Origin of the sequence: Desulfosalsimonas propionicica (assembly GCF_013761005.1) — a bacterium.
Classification (GTDB): Bacteria; Desulfobacterota; Desulfobacteria; order Desulfobacterales; family Desulfosalsimonadaceae; genus Desulfosalsimonas; species Desulfosalsimonas propionicica.
The window spans coordinates 52,685-72,175 of the sequence record NZ_JACDUS010000003.1; the positions used below are offsets into that span (position 1 = coordinate 52,685).

The window sequence follows — 19,491 nt, forward strand, 5'->3', positions numbered from 1 at the left end:
AAAACACAGGCCTTTAGGCTTTTTGGGGAAAATGGTATTGGATAAAAATGTTTCAAATATCGTGTTGATCGGCATGCCGGGTTCGGGCAAAAGCACCGTGGGCGTGATTCTGGCCAAAAAAACCGCCCGGGCCTTTGTGGACACGGATGTGCTGATCCAGACGGCGGAAAAACAAACCCTGCAGCAGATCGTGGACAAAAAGGGCCATAGCGCGCTTCGCGCAATCGAAGAAGCCCTTCTTCTGGATCTGGACGTTCAAAATCATGTTATTGCCACGGGCGGCAGTGCTGTTTACAGTGATGCGGCCATGGCGCATCTGCAATCAGATGGCATCATTGTTTTTCTGGACGCGGATCTGGCCACTCTGGAGCAAAGGGTGGGGGATTTCAGTGACCGGGGCATTGCCAAGCGCCCGGAGCAGAGCTTTGCCCAGTTGTATGCCGAGCGCCTGGGGCTATATCAAAAACATGCCGATATGACCGTTGCCTGTGCCGGAATGGCCCAGGAGACGGTTTGTGAGCAAATCATGGCAAAATTGACTGCAATTCATTCAAACCAAAGGAGAAAAACCGGTTATGACGCAAGAGGCCAACATTGACGAAAAATACAAGCAGGCGGGTCATGTCATTTCTTCAGCCGGGGGTACCCCTGTACCGGTCAATGATACCCTGGTCAAGCTGCTGAAATATTTTCTCGGTGAAGAAGACCTGGATTTTGTTCTGGCTTTCAGGGAGTACAAGTCCCAGACCCTTGATCAGCTCAAGGAGACCACCGGGCTTTCCGAATCCGAGGTTGTGGAAAAGGCCAGCAAACTGGCCTCCAGGGGCGTTATCTTCAACCAGCCCAACCGCAAGGGAACAATGGTCTACCGGCTGCTGCCGCTGCTCAATGTGGGCACTTTTGAATACATGTTTATGGGCAAAATCGAGCACAATGAGCGCAACCGGCAGATCAGCGCCCTGTTTGACCAGTTGTTTGAAGAGCTCGAAGATATCGTGCAGAGCAACTACGACAGCCTCATGCCTCAGCTCATGCAGGCCCCGCCGGTGGACCGCACCGTGCCCATGGCCGAGAACAAATCCACGGGCCAACCCATTAAAATCATGGTGGACGAATCCGTGGAAGAATCGGCTGACCGGATCCTGCCGGCTCAGCAGGTGGAGGCGCTGATTGAAAAATTTGACGAAATCGCGCTTGGCTACTGCTTCTGCCGGCATCACAAGGATTTGAGCGGCCAGCCCTGCAAGCAGACGGATTTGCGCGAGACCTGCTTTACATTCGGCAAATCGGCCCGCTACACAAGCGAGCAGGGATTTTCCCGGATGATTTCAAAGCAGGAGGCCCGGGAAATACTCAAAAGGTCAGAGGCCGACGGCTTGGTGCACAAGGCTTATCATCCCAATTTTGATATCAGCAAGGATGAGACAAGCGTGTGCAACTGCTGCCGGTGCTGCTGCGGCAACTCCGTGGAAAACATGATCGCACCGATTTCAAATGCCACCAATTTCCTGGCCGTCATTGACCCGGAGCTGTGCGTGGGATGCGGCACGTGCGTGGATGAGTGCCACACCTATGCCGCTTACCTGGGTGATGACGGCAAGGCGCAGAGAAATGAAGAGCTGTGCATTGGATGCGGGGTTTGCGCCGCGTTTTGCCCGGAAAACGCCATTTCCATGGTCAAGGGCCCCACGCGGATCGTGCGCATCGCCCCGAAGAAGAAAAAAGCCTCGTAATCCAAGACCCGGAAAAAAAGGGGGCGGTCTGCGCCCCCTTTTTTAAAACCGTTCGATGAGCTTGTCGATGAGATAGGAACTTTCCCGGATGGCCTGTTCGCCAAAGGGGCCGAACCATTCGGCAATTTGGTTGAACTCCTGAATAAAGCGCTGCTTGTCGCCTTTTTCCACCATCTCCAGGTTGTCATTGATGTTTTGGATATAGGCTTTCAACAGTTCCCGGCGCTGTGGGGAGGCAAAGATGATTTCCGCGTACATGGCTGCGTCCTGGGCAAACAGGCGCCCCACCATGCCGAGTTCCAGGCGGTAGATGGGGCTGGAGAACTCCAGGGTGCGCGCCACGGGAACCTGCTTGCGCGCCATGAACTGACCGAAGGCAAATGTGGCAAAATGCCGCAGAGACTGGACCACCGCCATTATCTCATCATGTTCTTCAGGCGATGACTGGACAATGACCGTCCCCCAGGCGGTGAACTGGTCTATGACCCACTGGCAGGCATCCGGGTCACGGCCCGGGCAGGCCACAATGATCTGCTTGTCCAGAGACGACGTGGTAGGGCCGAACAAGGGGTGCAGGCCCATGACCGGCCCCTTGTGGACGGCTGTCATGGCCCGGGTGGGTGTTTGCTTAACGCTGGTCAGGTCTGTGAGAACGGCTTTTGACGGCAGATGCGGGGCAAGGGCGTTGATGGTGTCTACGGTTTTTTCAATGGGCACGGAAACAACAGCCAGGGCCACATCCCTGCACAATTGTCCCACCCGGTCCCAGTCCTGCCGGCCCATGAGGCGTACCTGATAGCCGGCTGCGGAAAAACAGGCCTCAAAATATCGCCCCATTTCCCCGTAGCCGCCCACAATCAGCACCACCGCCCCAGGGTAGAGTCCTTTTTTGCGCATCTGCCCGCTTTGCTCCTTTCTGGAGCGGCGCAGCACGGACCTAAACATTTCCTCCACAAAATCCGGATCCAGGCCGGCTTTTCGCGCCCGATCCCGGCGTCCGGAAATCAGGTCCTCTTCCCGGGCCGGGTGATAAACGGGCAGGTGGTGCTTTTTTTTGATCTCAACGATCTGCTCAACCTGCTTCTGCCGCCGGGCGAGCAGGGAGATGATCTTTTCATCGGTTTGGTCAATGTTTTGGCGCAGCTGTGAAAGCTGTTTTTCGTGATCCTTGTCCGGGCTGTCGGCCATGTTTTGTCCCTTTTGAGAAATTGATGGCACCGTAAAAGTCCAATATCTGCGTTACGCGCGATTTCTCAGAATTTCACGTACGGATAACTACGCTGCATTCTTCGAAATCGCGCAAGCCTTGATCTTGAACTTTTTACGGTGCCATCTGAAAATCGGCTTTTTACGAGCGCGTCAGAAATTCCGGTGGTGGAAAAATTTTTGACGCAGGCCATGCAAGGCAAAAAGCATATAAAATCCTCATGGGATGTCAAGGGCGTGCGGGGTTAATTTTTGCACCTGCTGTAAAAAAACGCTATGTTCATTGAACAGATGAACTTTTTACGGCACCATTTGAAATCAGATTTTTTACGGTGCCATCATCTTTGGTCCAACAAGCCCCTTCGGAGCTGTCATGAAGCGCAATATGTGGATATCCCTGGCTGCCGGTGTTTTGTTGTCAATGCTGGGTTTTTATTTTGCATTTAAAAATGTTCCTTTTGAAAATCTGATCCGGAGCATGGCCGGGCTCCGGTACGAGTGGCTGGCAGCCGGAGCGGCCGTGGGCCTGCTTTCCTTTGCGGTGCGGGCCGTGAGATGGCAGCTGATTCTGGGCACCTCCCGGAAACTGTCCTTTGTTGCTGTATATCACCCCCTGATGATCGCCTTTATGATCAACACGGTGCTGCCCGGCCGCATCGGAGAACTGGCCCGGCCGGCCATCATCAAAAAGCAAAACGACGTGCCCTTCACCCTGGGCATTACAACGGTGATCGCGGAGCGGATGTTTGATATGATCGTCCTGGTGGCGCTGTTTGCCTGGGTCATGGCATTTGTTCATATTGATCCAAACCTGGAGATCAGTTTTCGCTCCTGGCAACTGGACCGGCAGGTCCTGGAAAACATTGCACACAATATAAGCCGGGTGTGTGCCGGTATCACGGTAGCCCTGGCGGCAATCAGCGTGCCCGTGGTTCAGCGTTTTTTCAAATCGCTTGTGCTGGCAGCGCCAAACCGTATTTTTGCAAAACGCCCGTCTGCGGCCCGCAAACTCGAAGAAAAAATCAGCCGCCCCATTGCGGCCGTAATTGATCATGTGGGCGCCGGGTTGTCCATGATCCGGCGGCCCCTGCGCCTGGCGCTTTGCCTTGGCTATTCACTGGTGATCTGGTTGCTGCAGGCCTTTGCCCTGCATCTGGCCACATTTGCATTTCCGGCCGTGGAACTGGCGTTTTCCCAGACCATGGCCGTGTTTATCATTGTGTGTTTCTTTATTGTCCTGCCGTCTGTTCCGGGCTTCTGGGGGATCTGGGAGGCGGGCAGCGTTTTTGGTCTTGCGCTTTTCGGGGTGCAAAAGGATGCGGCTGCCGGGTTTTCCCTGGTGTCCCATGCCATGCTGTTGTTCCCGGTGCTCATTGCCGGTCTGATTTCCGCTGTGGCAGCCGGAGTGAAACTTTCATCTGTTGGCCGGGCGGATCACGAAAGCGCGGGCTGACCGTAAAACCAGCCCTGGCCGTACTCGCAGTTTAACTGCTTTAATGTCTCCACCTCAGCCTCGGTTTCAATGCCTTCTGCGACCACCTGCATGCCCAGGCGGTGAGCCAGTTCGATGGTGCTGTTGACAATGGCCTGGTTGCGGGGATTGGAATCAATGTGGCGCACAAAGGACTGATCAATTTTCAGGGTGTCAAAGGGATACCGGTGCAGGTAGTTCAGGGAGCAGTAGCCGGTGCCGAAATCATCCAGGGAGGTGCGAACTTTGATCCGGCGCAGCTCGTCGAGTACTTCCGTGACCTGCTGGCTGTTGTTGATCAGTGCGGTCTCGGTGAGTTCCAGGCTGATGCAGGTGCTCTGGACGCCCGATTTTTGAAGAGCGGACTGGATCACCGAGAGAAAGGCCGGTTCGGTGAACTGGTGAGCCGAGACATTGACGCTGATGGTCAGGTGATTGTCCCGGCTTTTGTCTTTTTGCCAGGAGGCGACCTGCCGGCAGACTTCATGGATGACCCAGGCGCCAAGCGGGATGATCAGGCCGGTTTCCTCGGCCAGCCGGATGAATTCATCGGGCATGATGATTCCCTTTTCCGGGTGCTGCCAGCGCACCAGGGCTTCATATCCTTTAATTTTGCCGTTTTCAAGGGATACAATCGGCTGATAATGCATGATCAGCTGATTGTTTTCAAGGGCCTGGCGCAGGGCCGGTTCCAGTTCCAGCCGTCGCATGGCCGCCTGGTGAATGGTGTCATCAAAGATCTTGAATCCCCCCCGGATATCCACCTGGCCGGCGGCCAGGCCCGCATCCCGGAGCATGGTTTCAGCGTTTGAATAAGGGGGATCATTGTAGGCCACGCCCACCTGGATGTTGCCTGTAAACTCGCGTTCCTCCAGGTAGACAGGACTGACCAGGGTCTCGGAAATGTTTTTGGCCGCGGCATTGCCCGCTGCGGGTGACGGCAGGTCAAAGAGAATTACCCCAAAGGTTTGCTCCCCGGTGCGGGCAATCACCGCATCATTGGGCAGGATTTTCCTGAGCTGCCCGGCGCGCTCCAGGATATAACGATCCCCTGTTTTTCTCCCAAGGGTTTCAAAGATGGCCGGGTATTTTCCGATTCGTACCGCCAGTACGGCAAAAAGCGAAGGGTGTCGTTGGCTGCGATGCAGCTGTTCATTAAGCCGCTGGGCAAAATACCGCCGGTTGGGCAGACCGGTGGCTGAATCGTACATGCGCAGATATTCTTTCTCAATCTCGCGCAGCCGCTTTTTCTCCAGGCTTGCAGTGATGCGCGCACGCAGCATGACCGGATTAAACGGTTTGATCAGGTAGTCTTCGGCGCCCATTTCAATGCATTTCACGGCGCTGTCCATGTCATCGATGGCCGTGATCATGATTACCGGCACCAGGCGGAGGCCGGCATCGGCCTTCATGGACTTGAGCACCCCAAGACCGTCAACTTCCGGCATCATGATATCGAGCAGCACAAGGTCAATACTCTGGCTGCGAAGCATATCGAGTGCCTGCTGTCCGTTTTCCACCTCATAAATGCTGGAAAAACCCTGTTTTTTGAGCATGCTGACCAGGGCATGGCGCGACGACCGAACATCTTCTGCAACAAGAATTGCTTCTTCGCTTTTTTCCATCAGGGCTTCCGCAAGTGAATTTGGCAAAACGAAAACAACGCTAAGGCTACTGTCAATCTTTTAGTATTGCTCAAATAAGCCCAAAAAGCAAGCCATTATCCACAGATTTCAGATCGCCGACGCCCGTGCCCGGCTGCAGTGCAAGCGTCTCCTGCTTTTTATTCTCCCTTAAATACCGGCTGCCGTTTTTCGAGAAACGCGGTAAAGCCTTCTGTGGCGTCCTTGGAGGCGGAAGCAACCCGGCTGCCTTCGCTTTCAGATTCCAGGCCCGCGTCAATGCCATGATAAACACCTGCTGCCATGGCCTTTAATACGCAGCCCATTGCAACAGGCGGCCGCTGGGCCAGGGATGCGGCAAAGGTACGGGTTTGTTCCATGAGTTTTTCCGGGGATGCGATTTGGTGCACCAGTCCGGCTTCTGCGGCTTCTGCGGCAGAGATGCGCTTGCTCAGCAAAATCATTTCCAGGGCCCGGCTCCGGCCCAGTTCCCGCATCAGTCGCTGGGTGCCGCCCCAGCCTGGAATGATGCCGAGGTTGAGCTCGGTCAGCCCCACCCGGGCCTTGGGTGCGTCAGCCATAATTCGGAAATGACAGCAAAGGGCCAGTTCCAGGCCGCCGCCGAAGGCATGGCCGTTTATGGCGGCAATAAATGGTTTTTCAAAACAATCGATGCGGCGCCACAGCTTCTGGCCCAGGGGGCCGGTTTTGTCGGAATTGGCGGCGTCCTTGACATCAAAGCCGGCGGAAAAGCATTTGTCTCCGGCACCTGTCAGAATCACGACCCGGACGTTTTTGTCGGATTCCAAAGTGTCGAGCTTTTTTTCAAAATCCTCCATGGCCGCCAGGCTCCACGCGTTGGCCGGCGGACGGTTCATGGTGATGCAGGCGATGTGGTCGCTGATTTCCAGAAGATTGAGTTCCTCTGACATGGTTTCCTCCTGTGTTGGGTTGAAAAGATTACAGACCGCCAAAACCCGCGTCATCGATTTCAATGGCGGCGGCCGAGCAGTCGCTGATGGATTCGAGTTTGCCCATGGCCAGCGGCAGCACGGTGCGGACATAGAATTCCGCGGTTTTGATCTGGCCCTGGTAAAATGCCTGGTCTTTTTTCCTGACCTTGCCCGTGAGCTTTGCCGCTGCTGTTTTTGCACGCCACAAAAGCATCCAGGCCAGCAGCACATCTCCGATCACATCCAGAAAAAGCCAGGAGTGGGCGAATGCAACCTTTATTTCCTCTGACATGGCTTTTTGGCCAAGGCCCATGGCGGTTTCGCCCAAACGGTTGACCGCCTTTTCCACCTTTTCGGCCAGGCCGGCAAGCTCGTCATTTTTTTTGGCCTCAGCCACGGTTTTCTGCATTTCCCCGAGCAGCCCGCCGAAAACCTGTCCCTTTTTCATGCCCAGCTTGCGGCCGAGCATGTCCATGGCCTGGATTCCGCTGGTACCCTCGTAAATGGAGGCGATCTTGCAGTCCCTGGCATACTGCTCCACCGGATAATCCTTGGTGTAGCCCGCACCGCCGTAGACCTGGATGGCCTGGACGCAGACCTCGTGGCCGTGAACCGACAGGTAGTCCTTGATCACCGGTGTGAGAAAATCATAGAGGCCGTCGAAAAATTCGCGTTCCTCCTCTGTTTTCGCCAGAGAGGCCTTGGTGCGGCAGGATGCGGTGTAGTAGAACAGGCTGCGCATTCCGTCAACGTAGGATTTCATCCACAGCAGCATGCGCCGTACGTCCGGATGGTTGATAATGGGCACGGACGGGGCTTCGTGGTTGAAATAATCATTCATGTCCCGGCCCTGGACGCGCTGCCGTGCGTAATTGACAGCCTGCATGTAGGCTGCAGACGCGTAGGCCAGGCCCTGCAGGCCGGTTGCCATGCGCGCGCCGTTCATCATGTTAAACATGATGCGCATTCCCTTGCGCTCCTCGCCCAGCAGGTAGCCGACGCACTTGCCCTTTGATCCCATGGCCATGCTGCAGGTGGCGCTTGCATGGATGCCGTGTTTTTCCTCGGTTCCCGTGCACACGATGTCGTTTCGTTCGCCCGGGGAGCCGTCCTCGTTGACCAGGTACTTGGGCACGATGAAAATGGAAATGCCCTTGCTGCCCGCGGGATCGCCCTCGATGCGGGCCAGTACCGGATGGATGATGTTTTCACACAAGTCGTGCTCGCCGTTGGTGATAAAGATCTTGTTACCGGTCAGGCTGTAGGTGCCGTCGTCATTTCGCACTGCGGATGTGGTCAAAGCACCCACGTCCGAGCCGGCCTCGGGTTCGGTCAGCAGCATGGTCCCGCCCCACTTGCCGGATACCAGGTTTTCCACGTAGGCTTTTTTCTGCTCTTCTGTGCCGTATTTGTGGATCATGTCCGCGGTGCCGTTGCCCATGGTGGTGTAGGAGTACAGGGCCCAGTTGCCGCCCATGAAATATTCGCTGGCCGCAGAAACCACCAGTCCGGGCACGCCCTGGCCGCCCATTTCTGAAGGGGGGGCCAGGCTGCCCCATTCGCCTTCCAGAAGCAGTTTGTGAACCCGGTGAAAAGAATCCGGGACCCGGACCTGGCCGTTTTCAAAACGCACTTCCTGGCGGTCGCCTTCCTGGAGGGTAGGCAAAAGCCCCTTTACGGCCAGGTTGCGCGCCTCGTTGATGATCATGTCACAGGTTTTTTTGTTAAAATCCCTGTAAAGCTCATACGTGAGCAGATCCTCGCCGTTCATCTGCTCCCAGATGACAAAATCAATGTCTCTTCTGTCTGCCAGTTGCTGTGCCATAATCATTTGTTTCCTTTCGCGGTGTAATGGTACAAAATAATGCCGGCTGCCGGCGGCGGGCTGCCAATGCAGACAACATGTTTGCAAAAAACGTGTAGTATGCTACACGATAGTCAGACAAAATACTCCCATGACCATCTTTGTCAATAAAAAAGATAGAGACGGAAAATTTGGAAAATCGGAGACACATAGCGTGAAAATCAGCGAATTGGTCAAAAAAACAGGGGTTTCCAAGGAAACCATTCATTATTACATCCGCGAGGGAGTGCTGCCCAGGCCGGAAAAAACCGGCACCAACCAGGCCGACTACGGAGCGGATTTCGTGGAGCAGGTTCGGCTGATAAAGGCCCTTCGGGAAAATTATTTTCTGCCCATACCCGTGATCAAAAAGCTGATGAAAAAGCACAACAAGCAGTCGCCCGCAGACCGGTCGGCTTTCATGTTTCTTTCCGAGTACATCCGGCCCCTGGATCAGCTGCTTTCCGGCGGGGTCACCGGGCGCGCGGCTTTTATCGAGGCCACGGGCATCAGTGAAAAATGGCTTGACAAAATGGAGCAATGGGGGATTATCACAAGCGAAAACCGGAGCGGAAAGCCGTATTATTCCCAGGATGACGTGATCATCGGCAGGCTGCTGGTGGACATGGACGGCATCGGCATCGGCCCCAGAGACGGCTTTGATCCGGCAGAACTGCGCAACTTCACCGACTTGTTCCGGGACCTGGTGGCCAGAAATGTCCAGCGGTTCATGGACCTGGGCTGGGAGCAGATGGCCCGGGGGGAGCTGCGTAAAAAAAGCAGCCAGTCAACCGAGATCATGAGCCTGTTTTTTTATCACATCTACCGGAAAATGGTCAAAGAGCAGTACCGCCGGTATTTTCAGGAAATCGGAGAGCGCCGGAAGGATGAAGAAAACGAATGAATTCCCTTATTGAAGCGATAGACGTATATAAATCCTTCAACGGGGTCAAGGCGGTAAATGGTGTGGATCTGCGGATCCGCCCCGGTCAGTTCACCGCTTTGCTGGGGCCCAACGGCGCAGGCAAAACCACCCTGGTGGAGATGATCGAGGGCATCCAGGCACCCGACCATGGGGAGATCAGGATTCTGGGAAGGCCGTGGAAGGGAAATGAACAATACCTGCGCCGGCGAATCGGGCTTTGCCTCCAGGAAACCCGGTTTATGGACAAATTAAGCGTATGGGAAACCCTGCGGTTGTTTGCCTCCTTTTTCGGCCTGGGCAAAGCCCGGGTAAAAGAGATTCTGGCCTTGTCCGGGCTGGCGGCAAAGCACAGCCAGCGGGTGGTGCATCTGTCAGGCGGCCAGCGTCAGCGGCTGGCACTGGGCATTTCGCTGTTAAATAATCCGCAGGTGCTGCTGCTCGACGAACCCACCACGGGTTTGGATCCCAACGCCCGCCGGGAGATCTGGTCAATTTTGCTGGATTTGAAAAAAAACACCCGCACTTGCCTGGTGCTGACCACTCATTATATGGAAGAAGCAGAAAAACTTTGCGAGCACATCCAGATCATGGACCAGGGCAGGGTTCTGCGGGAAGGAAGCCTGCAGGATTTGCTGGAAGATACACAGGCGGAAAAAATCATCGAGTTTACCATCGACAATCCGGATCACGCCGGGCCGGAGCTTTTGGAAAACGCCCCGTTTGCCGTGCAGTGGGATTCGGTTGCCGGCCGGGGCACGGTGGCCATTTCCGATATCGAGCATCAGCTTCCGGTTTTTCTCGATTTTCTCAAAAACCGGGGGCTGCATCTGAAAAACATGGAGTGCCGGAGAAAGACCCTGGATGATCTGTTTACCGAAATGACAGGAAGGCGCCTTCATGACTGAGTCTGTCTTATCCCGGCACCAGATTTGTCATCTGTTTGCCGCCCATGCACGGGAGGTGATTCGTGAGCCTGCGGTGATTTTCTGGGGGATTGTTTTTCCCATTCTCATTTCTCTGGGCCTGGGTCTGGCCTTTACCCAGCAAGGTGAAACCGTCTACCGCGTGGGCGTTGTCCTGGGCAATGCCGAAGTTCCCGGCAATGGCAGAGGGCTGGAAAGTTTTCTGGACAACAGGGCCGGGGATTTGGATTTGCCGGAAAACCACAGCCCGGCCTGGCAGATGACCCTGGAGGACAGCCAACTGGGCACAACCCGGTTTGAGTTTGTCCGGACTGACTGGCAATCGGCCATGGTGGAGATCAAGCGGGGCAAGCTTAACCTGGTCATGAGCCCGGTGGAAAACAAAGGGATCCAATACCATTTTGACCCCCGCAATCCAGAGGCGGAATTGGCCTATCTGAAGCTTTCAGCTGCCGTGCAGGGCAGGGCGGAGGAAAGTGGGGGCGCCCGGGACCAAATCTCCCCCCTGACGGTGACCGGCACCCGGTATATCGATTTTCTGGTGCCGGGTCTGATCTGCATGAACGTGATGATGTCGTGCATGTGGGGCATCAGTTACGGAATGATTGACAAGCGCTCAAAAAAGCTGCTGCGCCGGATGGTGGCCACGCCCATGAAAAAATCTCATTTTCTCATGACCCTTATGGCGGTGCGCATCGGGATGAACCTGATCGAGGCGGTTTTGCTGTTTGTCTTTGTCTGCATAGTATTTGACATTGCCGTCCAGGGAAGCATCGGCGCTTTGGCGGCCTTGTTTTTTGCGGGAAATATTGCATTTTGCGGTATTGCCATTTTTACCTGTTCGCGCACGGCCAACACCGAGGTGGGAAACGGGCTGGTCAACGCGGTGGTCATGCCCATGGCTGTTTTGTCCGGGATTTTTTTCAGCTATCACAATTTTCCGGACTGGAGCATTGATTTTATTCAGATGCTGCCCCTGACCATTTTTCTCGACGGACTTCGGGCGGTGTTTAACGAAGGCGCCGGATTTGCCCAAACAGCCATGCCAACGGTCGTGCTGGCCGCCATGGGCGCGGTGTTTTTCTTCCTGGGGCTGCGGATATTTAAGTGGCATTAGGCCGTGTGCCGGGGTAGATATCAAGCTCTGGGTAGAGCCTGCGGGCGCAGTCCGGGCAGATGCTGTGGCTGAACTCGGCCTTTGAGCGGTGCTGGATATAGCCTTCAATGGGGTGCCATACATCCCGGTCATCCCGGATCTTTTTGCAGGCTGCACAGATGGGTAGCAGTCCTTCGAGGCGCTGTGCGTGTTGTTCGCTGGCTTCGGCCCGGGCCTGCATCTGCTCGATGATCAAAAGCACCATACCCATGACCACCACCACGTGAAGTCCGGCCGGCAGTCCCACAGCCATGGGCCGCAGCCAGGAAAACTGCCAGATTACGGGTGCGCAGGCCGCATACACACCCCAGGCCACAAGCCCCCATCCGGCCATGCTCCGGCCGGCCTGCGATCCGCTGGAGGCCTGTTTTAAAATTATTTGCCCGGCCCATACAAATATAAGGGTTCGAAAGAGCATGATCAGAAAGAGTCCGCCAACCCGGTGCTGGGGCATGATCATCAGGCCAAAAATCCACATGGCGGCCAGGGCGCATCCGCCTGCAAAATGCCGCCGCTGAAAGGCTTTTCCCATAAAGCGGTAAATGCCCAGAACCAGGGCTGCAAATCCGATGATGTGCAAAAGTTCCCCCAGAAGGAAAAATTCCCGGTTCCAGTCCGTGATGGTGGCAGCCCAGGCAACAAATCCCGCTGCATTGAGAAAAAGCCCGGCAGCCCAGTACCCGGGCCCCGCAATTGCGCCGGCAACCCGGCGCAGGAACATCAGGCCCGCACCCATGCATACAAAGCAAACAGCCAGGGTCAGGTTGGATGCATAAATGGCGGGCAAAACAGTTGTGGTGCCCATTGTCCGGCTCCCGTTGGTTTTTTTTCTGTGCGACATAAAAAGACTTAACCGATAGCACAGGCAAAAGAACTTGGAAATGTTTTTGTGCTTATCGCTGCAGCAGTATTTTGCGGGTTTGGAGGAGGGAAGCCCGCCGGGCTTCCTTGGGGAGCCACGTCCAAATCGGATAATTCTGTTAAACACCTTGGAAATAGCCTTTCGCATCGATCAGTCTTCGAGTTCAGAGGATATCCCGATAAAAACAATTGTTCCCGCTTGTTTCAAGAGAGTTGGCCATGAGCCGGGGAGGGGGTGGTTTGTTTGGCTGCATTGGCGCGGTTTCGGCAAAAGATCGGACCGGGGCTTTGGCGTCCGGAATTTTAAACTGTCTGAGGGCGATGAGCCCGGGTTTTTAAAATTCCAGCCAAAGTCCCGGGACGATCGCCGAAAGCGAGCCGCAGACAAACAAACCGCACCCGACGCGGCTCATACGAAAACCGGAACAAGCTGATTGTCCCGATGTTGTCGTCATGTGCCCTGCAATGGAAGTGGTGCCTTTGAGGGAAGGAAGCCCGGCGGGCGGGGGCGGATTTTTTCGCTCCTGAGCGTTTTTGCGGATTCAGCCGATGCCTCCGCCGAAATTTCAAAAACTCGGCCTGTCGGCCTCAGACAATTTGAAATTTTCCGGCTCCGGCATCGGCTGAATCTCTTCGCAAAAACGCTCAATGTCGCTTCAAAAACCCGCCCCCGCCCTCCGGGCTTCCTTGGAAACCATTCCCAAGTTCGATAAGTCTGAAAAACAAAGTGGAAATACCCTTCCAGACTGGTTCACTCTAAATCGGCATTCAAATTCAAAGGAACTCTTGATAAAAAACAATTGTTCCCGCTTGTTTCCAGAGAGTTGGCCATGAGCCGGGGCGGGGGTGGTTTGTTTGGCTGCATTGGCGCGGTTTCGGCAAAAGATCGGACCGGGGCTTTGGCGTCCGGAATTTTAAACTGTCTGAGAGCGATGAGCCCAGGTTTTAAAAATTCCAGCCAAAGTCCCGGGACGATCCCCGAAAGCGAGCCGCAGACAAACAAATCGCACCCGACGCGGCTCATGCGAAAACCGGAACAAGCTGCTTATGCCCTGGCTATGCCGATGCTGCCGTTTTCACGCCTCCTGCGGCGAAGGTGGCGGCTTGGCGGAAGAACGCCCTGTGGCCAACTTTAAGGGACCTGTATTTAAGGCTTGCACTAAAAGTTCAAAAATATTATGATATAATTATAAATTTTTATCCTTAACCACATTTAACCACGAAAAAAAGAGAGTAGATGAAAGAACGAAAAATGATGGACCGGACCGATGATCCGGCCCCCGAAGATGCCAAAGAAGAAGAAAAAGTCCGGCAAACCGCAGTCCCCGCACCAGAACCTTTCCGATTCGATGAATTTGACCTCCCGGAGCCCCTGATGCGCGCCATCAGCGACCTGGGATTTACGCGCTGCACCCCGATCCAGGGCGATATCCTGCCCGCGGCCCTGCTGGGAAAAGACGCCAGCGGCCGGGCCCAGACCGGAACCGGAAAGACCGCGGCATTTCTCATTGCCGTGATTTCAAGGCTCTGGAACCGTCCCCTGGATGAAAACCGGAAAAAAGGCACCCCCAGGGTGCTGATACTGGCACCCACCCGGGAACTGGTGATGCAGATCAGTGACGAGGCCGAACAGCTGGCCAAATACTGCGACTTAAAGATCCTGTCGATTTTCGGCGGCATGGATTACGTCAAGCAGCAAACTCAGCTCCGCCGGGAAGTGATCGATATTGTGGTGGCCACCCCGGGCCGGCTGCTGGATTTCCAGCGCCGGGGCGATCTTTTCCTTGGAAAGGTGGAAACCGTCATTATTGACGAGGCCGACCGGATGCTGGACATGGGCTTTATCCCGGATGTCCGAAAGATCATCCATTCCACACCGCCCAAGGACAAGCGCCAGACCCTGCTGTTTTCCGCAACCCTTACCAGCGAGGTCATGCGCCTGTGCGCCCAGTGGACCAAAGACCCGGTGACAGTGGAAATCGAGCCCGAGCAGGTGGCTGTGGATACCGTGGACCAAGTGGTCTATATCGTGACGCTGGAGGAAAAATTCGGCCTGCTCTACAACATGATTGAAAAGCAGAGCCTTGAGCAGGTGCTGATTTTCTGCAACCGCAAGGATGAAGTGCGGCGCCTGACCGAGACCTTTTCCCGCTACGGGATCAACTGCGAGATGATTTCCGGGGATGTGGATCAGAAAAAGCGCATGTCCCGGCTTGCGGCCTTCAAGTCCGGAAAAATCCGGGTGCTGGTGGCAACCGATGTGGCCGGGCGGGGCATTCACATCGAGGGTATGAATCATGTGGTCAATTTTACGCTGCCCCATGACCCGGAAGATTATGTTCACCGCATCGGCCGAACCGGCCGGGCCGGCACCCTGGGAACGGCGATCAGCTTTGCAGACGAGGGCGAGGCTTTCTATATCCCGGCCATTGAGGAGTACCTGGGCCGCAAGCTGGCCTGCATCGAACCGCCCGAGGAATGGCTGGTCATGCCCGATGCCCCGCCGCGCAAAAAACACCCCCGATCAAAAGATGATCCCCGGGGCGGCGGCCAGAAAAAGGGCGGCTCCGGCCGGCCCCCAAAGCGGCGGCGCAGAAACTGATGCTATTGCTGGTACAGGGCGCTGTAAGCCCGCTCAATGCGGCTGCGGTGGCGGGCTTCTTCCCTGGCCAGTCCCACAAACACAAGGCTGATGGTGTCATCATCGCAAGTTTCCGCAAGCAGTGAATAAAGCTTTTCAGATTTGTCCTCCCGCTTCATGGCCAAAGCCAGGGCCTGCTTGAAGTCCATATCTGTGTCCGCATTGGTATCCGGGGCGATTTCAGCCAGGCCCATGTCATTGACCGGTTCCATGATCCGGCTGAAAATGCGCTCAAGTCCGCCTGTATCCAGGTTTTTCAGGGTGTCGCGATGATTTTGCTCTTCATGGGCAAAATCCATGAAGATTTGCTGCATGAAGGGGTCCGGCGCCTTCCGGGAAAGCTGGATGTAGAACTGGCGGGCTTCTTCCTCCCGTGTGACCGCAAAGTCGATAACTTCCGCAATGGTTTCAAACCCTGGCTTCATTAAACAATCCTTTCCTGTGATATACTTTTTCCAACCGCGATGTCATGATCAGTCTATGGTATCCGGCCGGTATTTTCAATCCCATTGTGCAATGGTTTTCTTGACGACATTTTTTATATGATTATCAGTATTGGTGTTGCATGAACCCCAATAAAAGGAGGCAGATCAATGGAGTATACCAAGATTCACGGACTGGATCAAAAGGCCTCGCGCGTGGGCCTGGGCACCTGGGCCATCGGCGGCTGGATGTGGGGCGGCACAGATGAGGCCCAATCGGTGCGCACCATTCATGCGGCGCTGGACAAGGGCATCAATCTGGTGGATACCGCCCCGGTTTACGGCTTTGGCACATCCGAGCAGATCGTGGGCAAGGCCGTGGCCGAATACGGCCAGAGAGACCGGCTCATTCTGGCCACCAAGGTGGCGCTGCAATGGGATGACGCCCAGAAAAAGGTCTGGCGCAATTCCAGCCCTGAGCGGATCCGCAAGGAGATCGAAGACAGCCTCCGCCGGCTGCAGACAGACTACATTGACATCTATCAGATCCACTGGCCCGATCCTGTGGTGCCCTTTGACAAGACCGCAGAGGTGATGGCAAAGCTCGTGGATGAAGGCAAGATCCGGGCCATTGGCGTCAGCAATTACACCGTGGAGCAAATGGAGGCCTTCCGGGCAGCGGCTCCCCTGGCGGTCTGCCAGCCGCCCTACAACGTGTTTGAGCGGGCCATTGAAAACGATATTCTTCCCTATTGCATCCAGAGCGGCATTGCCACGCTCACTTACGGGGCTTTGTGCCGCGGGTTGCTTTCCGGAAAAATGACAGCGGATCAGCAGTTTGACGGAGATGATCTGCGCAAGGTGGATCCCAAGTTTAAATCCCCGAGATTCGCTCAGTATCTTGAAGCGGTTAAACAATTGCAAAACCTGGCCGAGAAGAAATACAGCAAAAAGGTCCTTCATCTTGCCGTGCGCTACGTGCTGGACAAGGGTGCAAGCGTTGCTCTCTGGGGCGGCCGAAGGCCGGAGCAGATGGAACCCCTGCCGGATATTTTCGGATGGCAGCTGGCAGAAGAAGATTTTGCTGAAATGGATCAGATCCTTGCCCAGGCCATTTCCGACCCGGTGGGACCTGAATTCATGGCCCCGCCGGCGCGCCAGTCAGAATAAAATCCCGGGGCACGGCCGCGCAATTTGTTCTTGACGGATCGGTTTGCACCCATTATGGCATCAAGGGAATGCAGGGGCCTGAAAATCCGGCCCCTGCAATAAAAAAGCAGGCCGGCACGGCATTGCAAAAGGAGGCGCCCATGTCCCCCACAAATCTGATTTCAAAGCTGATCCCTGAAGCAGAGCAGCAAGATTTTTCCGATTTCATATATTATCTGACCGGCACCGGCAGCAAATATCTGCTGCGAAACGATATCTGGCTTAATTGGCTCAAGTGGTGCCGGGAAAACGACAAGGAATCCGATTTTGCCGAAAACTCGGCTGTTGGCCGGTTTTTGGCCCGGGTGCCGGAAATGTTGTTTCCAGACAGCATTGTGCTGATTCTGCACCGCTACACTATGGCCCGGTACAATATCTACCGGCTCAGCGCGGACCGAAAGCAAATGCAGAAAATTTCGGTAAACCGCTACCTGGATTACAAGGACGCATACATTTGCGACAATACCCCACGGTCCAACCGCGATGCCCTGGAGCTGGATTTTCTGCCTTTTTCCGATTATGCGCCCACCATCAAGAACGTCAAGAACGTGGGCAACGGCATCAGTTTCCTAAACCGCTACATGTCCAGCAACCTGTTTCAAAAGCCCGAGGACTGGGGCCGGGATTTGTTCGAGTTTTTGCGCATCCACCGGATCAACGGCGAGCAGCTGCTGGTCAATCCGGATATTCTCGATTCCCTGGATGATTTTCTGTCTGCCCTGGAAGAAACCATTGATGACCTGGGCAATCATGATGAAAATCTACCCCATCAGAAACTCAAGCCTCAGCTCAAGAGCCGGGGCTTTGAACCGGGATGGGGCAACACCGCAGGCCGGATCCGGGAGACCATGTCGCTTCTACATGCGCTTTTTTATGAGCCGCGAAGTGCGGATCTGGAAAATTTCATATCCAGGGTGCCCATGATTTCCAAAGTGGCTGTTTTAACCCCTCATGGCTGGTTTGCCCAGGAAAACGTGTTGGGCAAACCCGACACCGGCGGCCAGGTGATCTATATCCTTGATCAGGTGCGGGCGCTGGAGGCCCACATGATCCGGGAGTTTGAACTGGCCGGCATTGACGTGACCCCCCGGGTGCTGGTGGTCACCCGCCTGATTCCCAATTCCGGCAACACGACATGCAATCAGCCAAAAGAAGATATCATCGGCACGGAACATGCCTATATTCTTCGCATTCCGTTTTATGACAGCCAGGGCGCGATTGTTCAGGACTGGGTGTCGCGCTTTAAAATCTGGCCCTACCTGGATCGGTTTGCCAGGGACTGCGAGCGGGAACTGCTGGCTGAGTTTGAGGGCCGGCCGGATCTGATCATCGGCAATTATTCAGACGGCAACCTGGTGGCCACCCTGTTGTCAGACCGTATGAATGTGATCCAGTGCACCATCGCCCATGCCCTGGAAAAGACCAAGTATTTGTTCTCGGATCTGTACTGGAAGGAGATGGAAAAAGATTATCATTTTTCCTGCCAGTTTACCGCGGATCTGCTTTCCATGAACAAGTCGGATTTCATCATCACCAGCACCTACCAGGAAATTGCCGGCACAGAAACCCGGTTCGGCCAGTACGAGTCCTACCAGTTCTATACCATGCCCGGGCTCTACCAGGTGGTCAACGGCATCAACCTGTTTAATCCCAAGTTCAACGTGGTGCCGCCGGGAGTTGATGAGGACAATTATTTCCCGTATACCGAAACCCACCGAAGGTCCGCCAGCCAGCAGGCCTACTGGCAGACCCGGCTTTTTTCAGAGCAATCCGGGGATGTCCACGGTTATCTGGAAAATCCGGACAAACCCCCGCTGTTTACCATGGCGCGCCTGGACCGGATCAAGAACATCACCGGGCTGGTAGAAGCTTTCGGCATGCATCCGGAGCTTAAAAAACACTGCAACCTGGTGGTGGCCGCAGGCACGATCCACATTGAAAATTCAGATGACGCAGAAGAGCAAAACGAGATCCGGCGCATGTATGAGCTGATTGCCGCCCATGATTTGCAGGGGCATATCCGCTGGCTGCCCAGCGTGTCCAAGGCGGAAACCGGGGAGGTTTACCGGATCATTGCCGACAGCAGGGGTATGTTTGTCCAGCCGGCCCTTTTTGAGGCCTTTGGCCTGACCGTGCTCGAAGCCATGCAGTGCGGCCTGCCCACTTTCGGTCCTATTTTCGGCGGCCCGTCCGAGATTATTGAAGACGGAAAAAGCGGGTATCTGTTAAACACCAGTCAGCCGGATTTGATGGCAGAGGGCATCTGGCGGTTTGTTTCCGGGTTTGCCGAAGACCCGGACAAATGGCACCAGGTTTCGGAAAAGGGCATGGCCCGGATCCGGGAAAAATACACCTGGGCCCGCTACAGCCACAAGCTTTTTTCCCTTACCAAGCTCTACGGGTTCTGGCGCTACACTGAATCCCGGGAGGGGATGGTCAAGCTGGACCGGTACTGCGACCTGCTTTACCATCTGCTTTTAAAGCCCCGGGCCGAGGCCATGGAACACTGATAAGCGGGGCGGCCTT

At 55.2% G+C, this 19,491-nt stretch carries 15 protein-coding genes; 9 read left to right on the forward strand and 6 right to left on the reverse strand.

The genetic code is table 11. The features are described 5' to 3' along the window. The first annotated feature begins 37 nt into the window (after positions 1–37). Together HNR65_RS06265 and HNR65_RS06270 are read left to right on the forward strand one after the other, a co-directional pair. Entirely contained in the window at positions 38–598 is a 561-nt protein-coding gene (locus HNR65_RS06265) for a shikimate kinase (protein ID WP_232364676.1), read from the forward strand. Next, a complete protein-coding gene (locus HNR65_RS06270; protein ID WP_181550626.1) occupies positions 576–1,733 on the forward strand; it encodes a 4Fe-4S binding protein in 1,158 nt (385 codons plus the stop codon). The genes HNR65_RS06265 and HNR65_RS06270 overlap by 23 nt, the downstream gene beginning before the upstream one ends. Positions 1,734–1,775: 42 nt before the next feature. Here the strand turns inward: HNR65_RS06270 and tyrA are convergent, their stop codons facing one another. Then, positions 1,776–2,921, reverse strand: a complete 1,146-nt coding sequence (gene tyrA / locus HNR65_RS06275) for a bifunctional chorismate mutase/prephenate dehydrogenase (protein ID WP_181550627.1) — start codon at positions 2,919–2,921, stop codon at positions 1,776–1,778. Positions 2,922–3,312: 391 nt separating this feature from the next. Here tyrA and HNR65_RS06280 point away from each other — a divergent pair, with 391 nt between their 5' ends. Further along, positions 3,313–4,392 carry a lysylphosphatidylglycerol synthase transmembrane domain-containing protein gene (locus HNR65_RS06280; RefSeq protein WP_181550628.1) on the forward strand — a complete coding sequence of 360 codons (1,080 nt, stop codon included), beginning with the start codon at positions 3,313–3,315 and terminating at the stop codon, positions 4,390–4,392. On the opposite strand, the gene HNR65_RS06285 is transcribed toward HNR65_RS06280, so the two are convergent. The 3 genes from HNR65_RS06285 to HNR65_RS06295 form a co-directional block, all read right to left on the reverse strand. Next, complete coding sequence (locus tag HNR65_RS06285; RefSeq protein WP_181550629.1) at positions 4,374–6,035, reverse strand: putative bifunctional diguanylate cyclase/phosphodiesterase; 1,662 nt, start codon at positions 6,033–6,035, stop codon at positions 4,374–4,376. The two genes, HNR65_RS06280 and HNR65_RS06285, sit on opposite strands and share 19 nt — an antisense overlap. 158 nt (positions 6,036–6,193) lie before the next feature. Next, complete coding sequence (locus tag HNR65_RS06290; RefSeq protein ID WP_181550630.1) at positions 6,194–6,964, reverse strand: enoyl-CoA hydratase/isomerase family protein; 771 nt, start codon at positions 6,962–6,964, stop codon at positions 6,194–6,196. Between the two features lie 28 nt (positions 6,965–6,992). Then, positions 6,993–8,810: an acyl-CoA dehydrogenase gene (locus HNR65_RS06295; RefSeq protein ID WP_181550631.1), complete on the reverse strand. Its 1,818-nt coding sequence runs from the start codon at positions 8,808–8,810 to the stop codon at positions 6,993–6,995. Positions 8,811–9,003: 193 nt separating this feature from the next. On the opposite strand from HNR65_RS06295, the gene HNR65_RS06300 reads away from it, so the two are divergent. The 3 genes from HNR65_RS06300 to HNR65_RS06310 are packed head-to-tail and all read left to right on the forward strand — an operon-like array spanning position 9,004 to position 11,793. Next, entirely contained in the window at positions 9,004–9,732 is a 729-nt protein-coding gene (locus HNR65_RS06300) for a MerR family transcriptional regulator (RefSeq protein WP_181550632.1), read from the forward strand. After that, positions 9,729–10,658, forward strand: coding sequence for an ABC transporter ATP-binding protein (locus HNR65_RS06305; protein WP_181550633.1), 930 nt, complete (start codon positions 9,729–9,731; stop codon positions 10,656–10,658). The genes HNR65_RS06300 and HNR65_RS06305 overlap by 4 nt, the downstream gene beginning before the upstream one ends. Continuing rightward, a complete protein-coding gene (locus HNR65_RS06310) occupies positions 10,651–11,793 on the forward strand; it encodes an ABC transporter permease (RefSeq protein WP_181550634.1) in 1,143 nt (380 codons plus the stop codon). Before HNR65_RS06305 ends, HNR65_RS06310 begins: the two co-directional genes overlap by 8 nt. Here the strand turns inward: HNR65_RS06310 and HNR65_RS06315 are convergent. Further along, positions 11,780–12,637 carry a hypothetical protein gene (locus HNR65_RS06315; protein WP_181550635.1) on the reverse strand — a complete coding sequence of 286 codons (858 nt, stop codon included), beginning with the start codon at positions 12,635–12,637 and terminating at the stop codon, positions 11,780–11,782. The genes HNR65_RS06310 and HNR65_RS06315 overlap by 14 nt on opposite strands. A 1,293-nt stretch (positions 12,638–13,930) precedes the next feature. Between HNR65_RS06315 and HNR65_RS06320 the strand changes: the two genes are divergently transcribed. Beyond that, positions 13,931–15,295: a DEAD/DEAH box helicase gene (locus HNR65_RS06320; protein WP_181550636.1), complete on the forward strand. Its 1,365-nt coding sequence runs from the start codon at positions 13,931–13,933 to the stop codon at positions 15,293–15,295. Positions 15,296–15,297: 2 nt separating this feature from the next. Here the strand turns inward: HNR65_RS06320 and HNR65_RS06325 are convergent, their stop codons facing one another. Continuing rightward, a complete protein-coding gene (locus tag HNR65_RS06325) occupies positions 15,298–15,759 on the reverse strand; it encodes a ferritin family protein (RefSeq protein ID WP_181550637.1) in 462 nt (153 codons plus the stop codon). Between the two features lie 168 nt (positions 15,760–15,927). Between HNR65_RS06325 and HNR65_RS06330 the strand changes: the two genes are divergently transcribed. Next, on the forward strand, positions 15,928–16,926 hold the full coding sequence (locus HNR65_RS06330; protein ID WP_181550638.1) for an aldo/keto reductase: 999 nt from the start codon (positions 15,928–15,930) through the stop codon (positions 16,924–16,926). A gap of 140 nt (positions 16,927–17,066) precedes the next feature. Further along, positions 17,067–19,475, forward strand: coding sequence for a sucrose synthase (locus HNR65_RS06335; protein WP_181550639.1), 2,409 nt, complete (start codon positions 17,067–17,069; stop codon positions 19,473–19,475). The last annotated feature ends 16 nt before the right edge of the window (positions 19,476–19,491 follow it).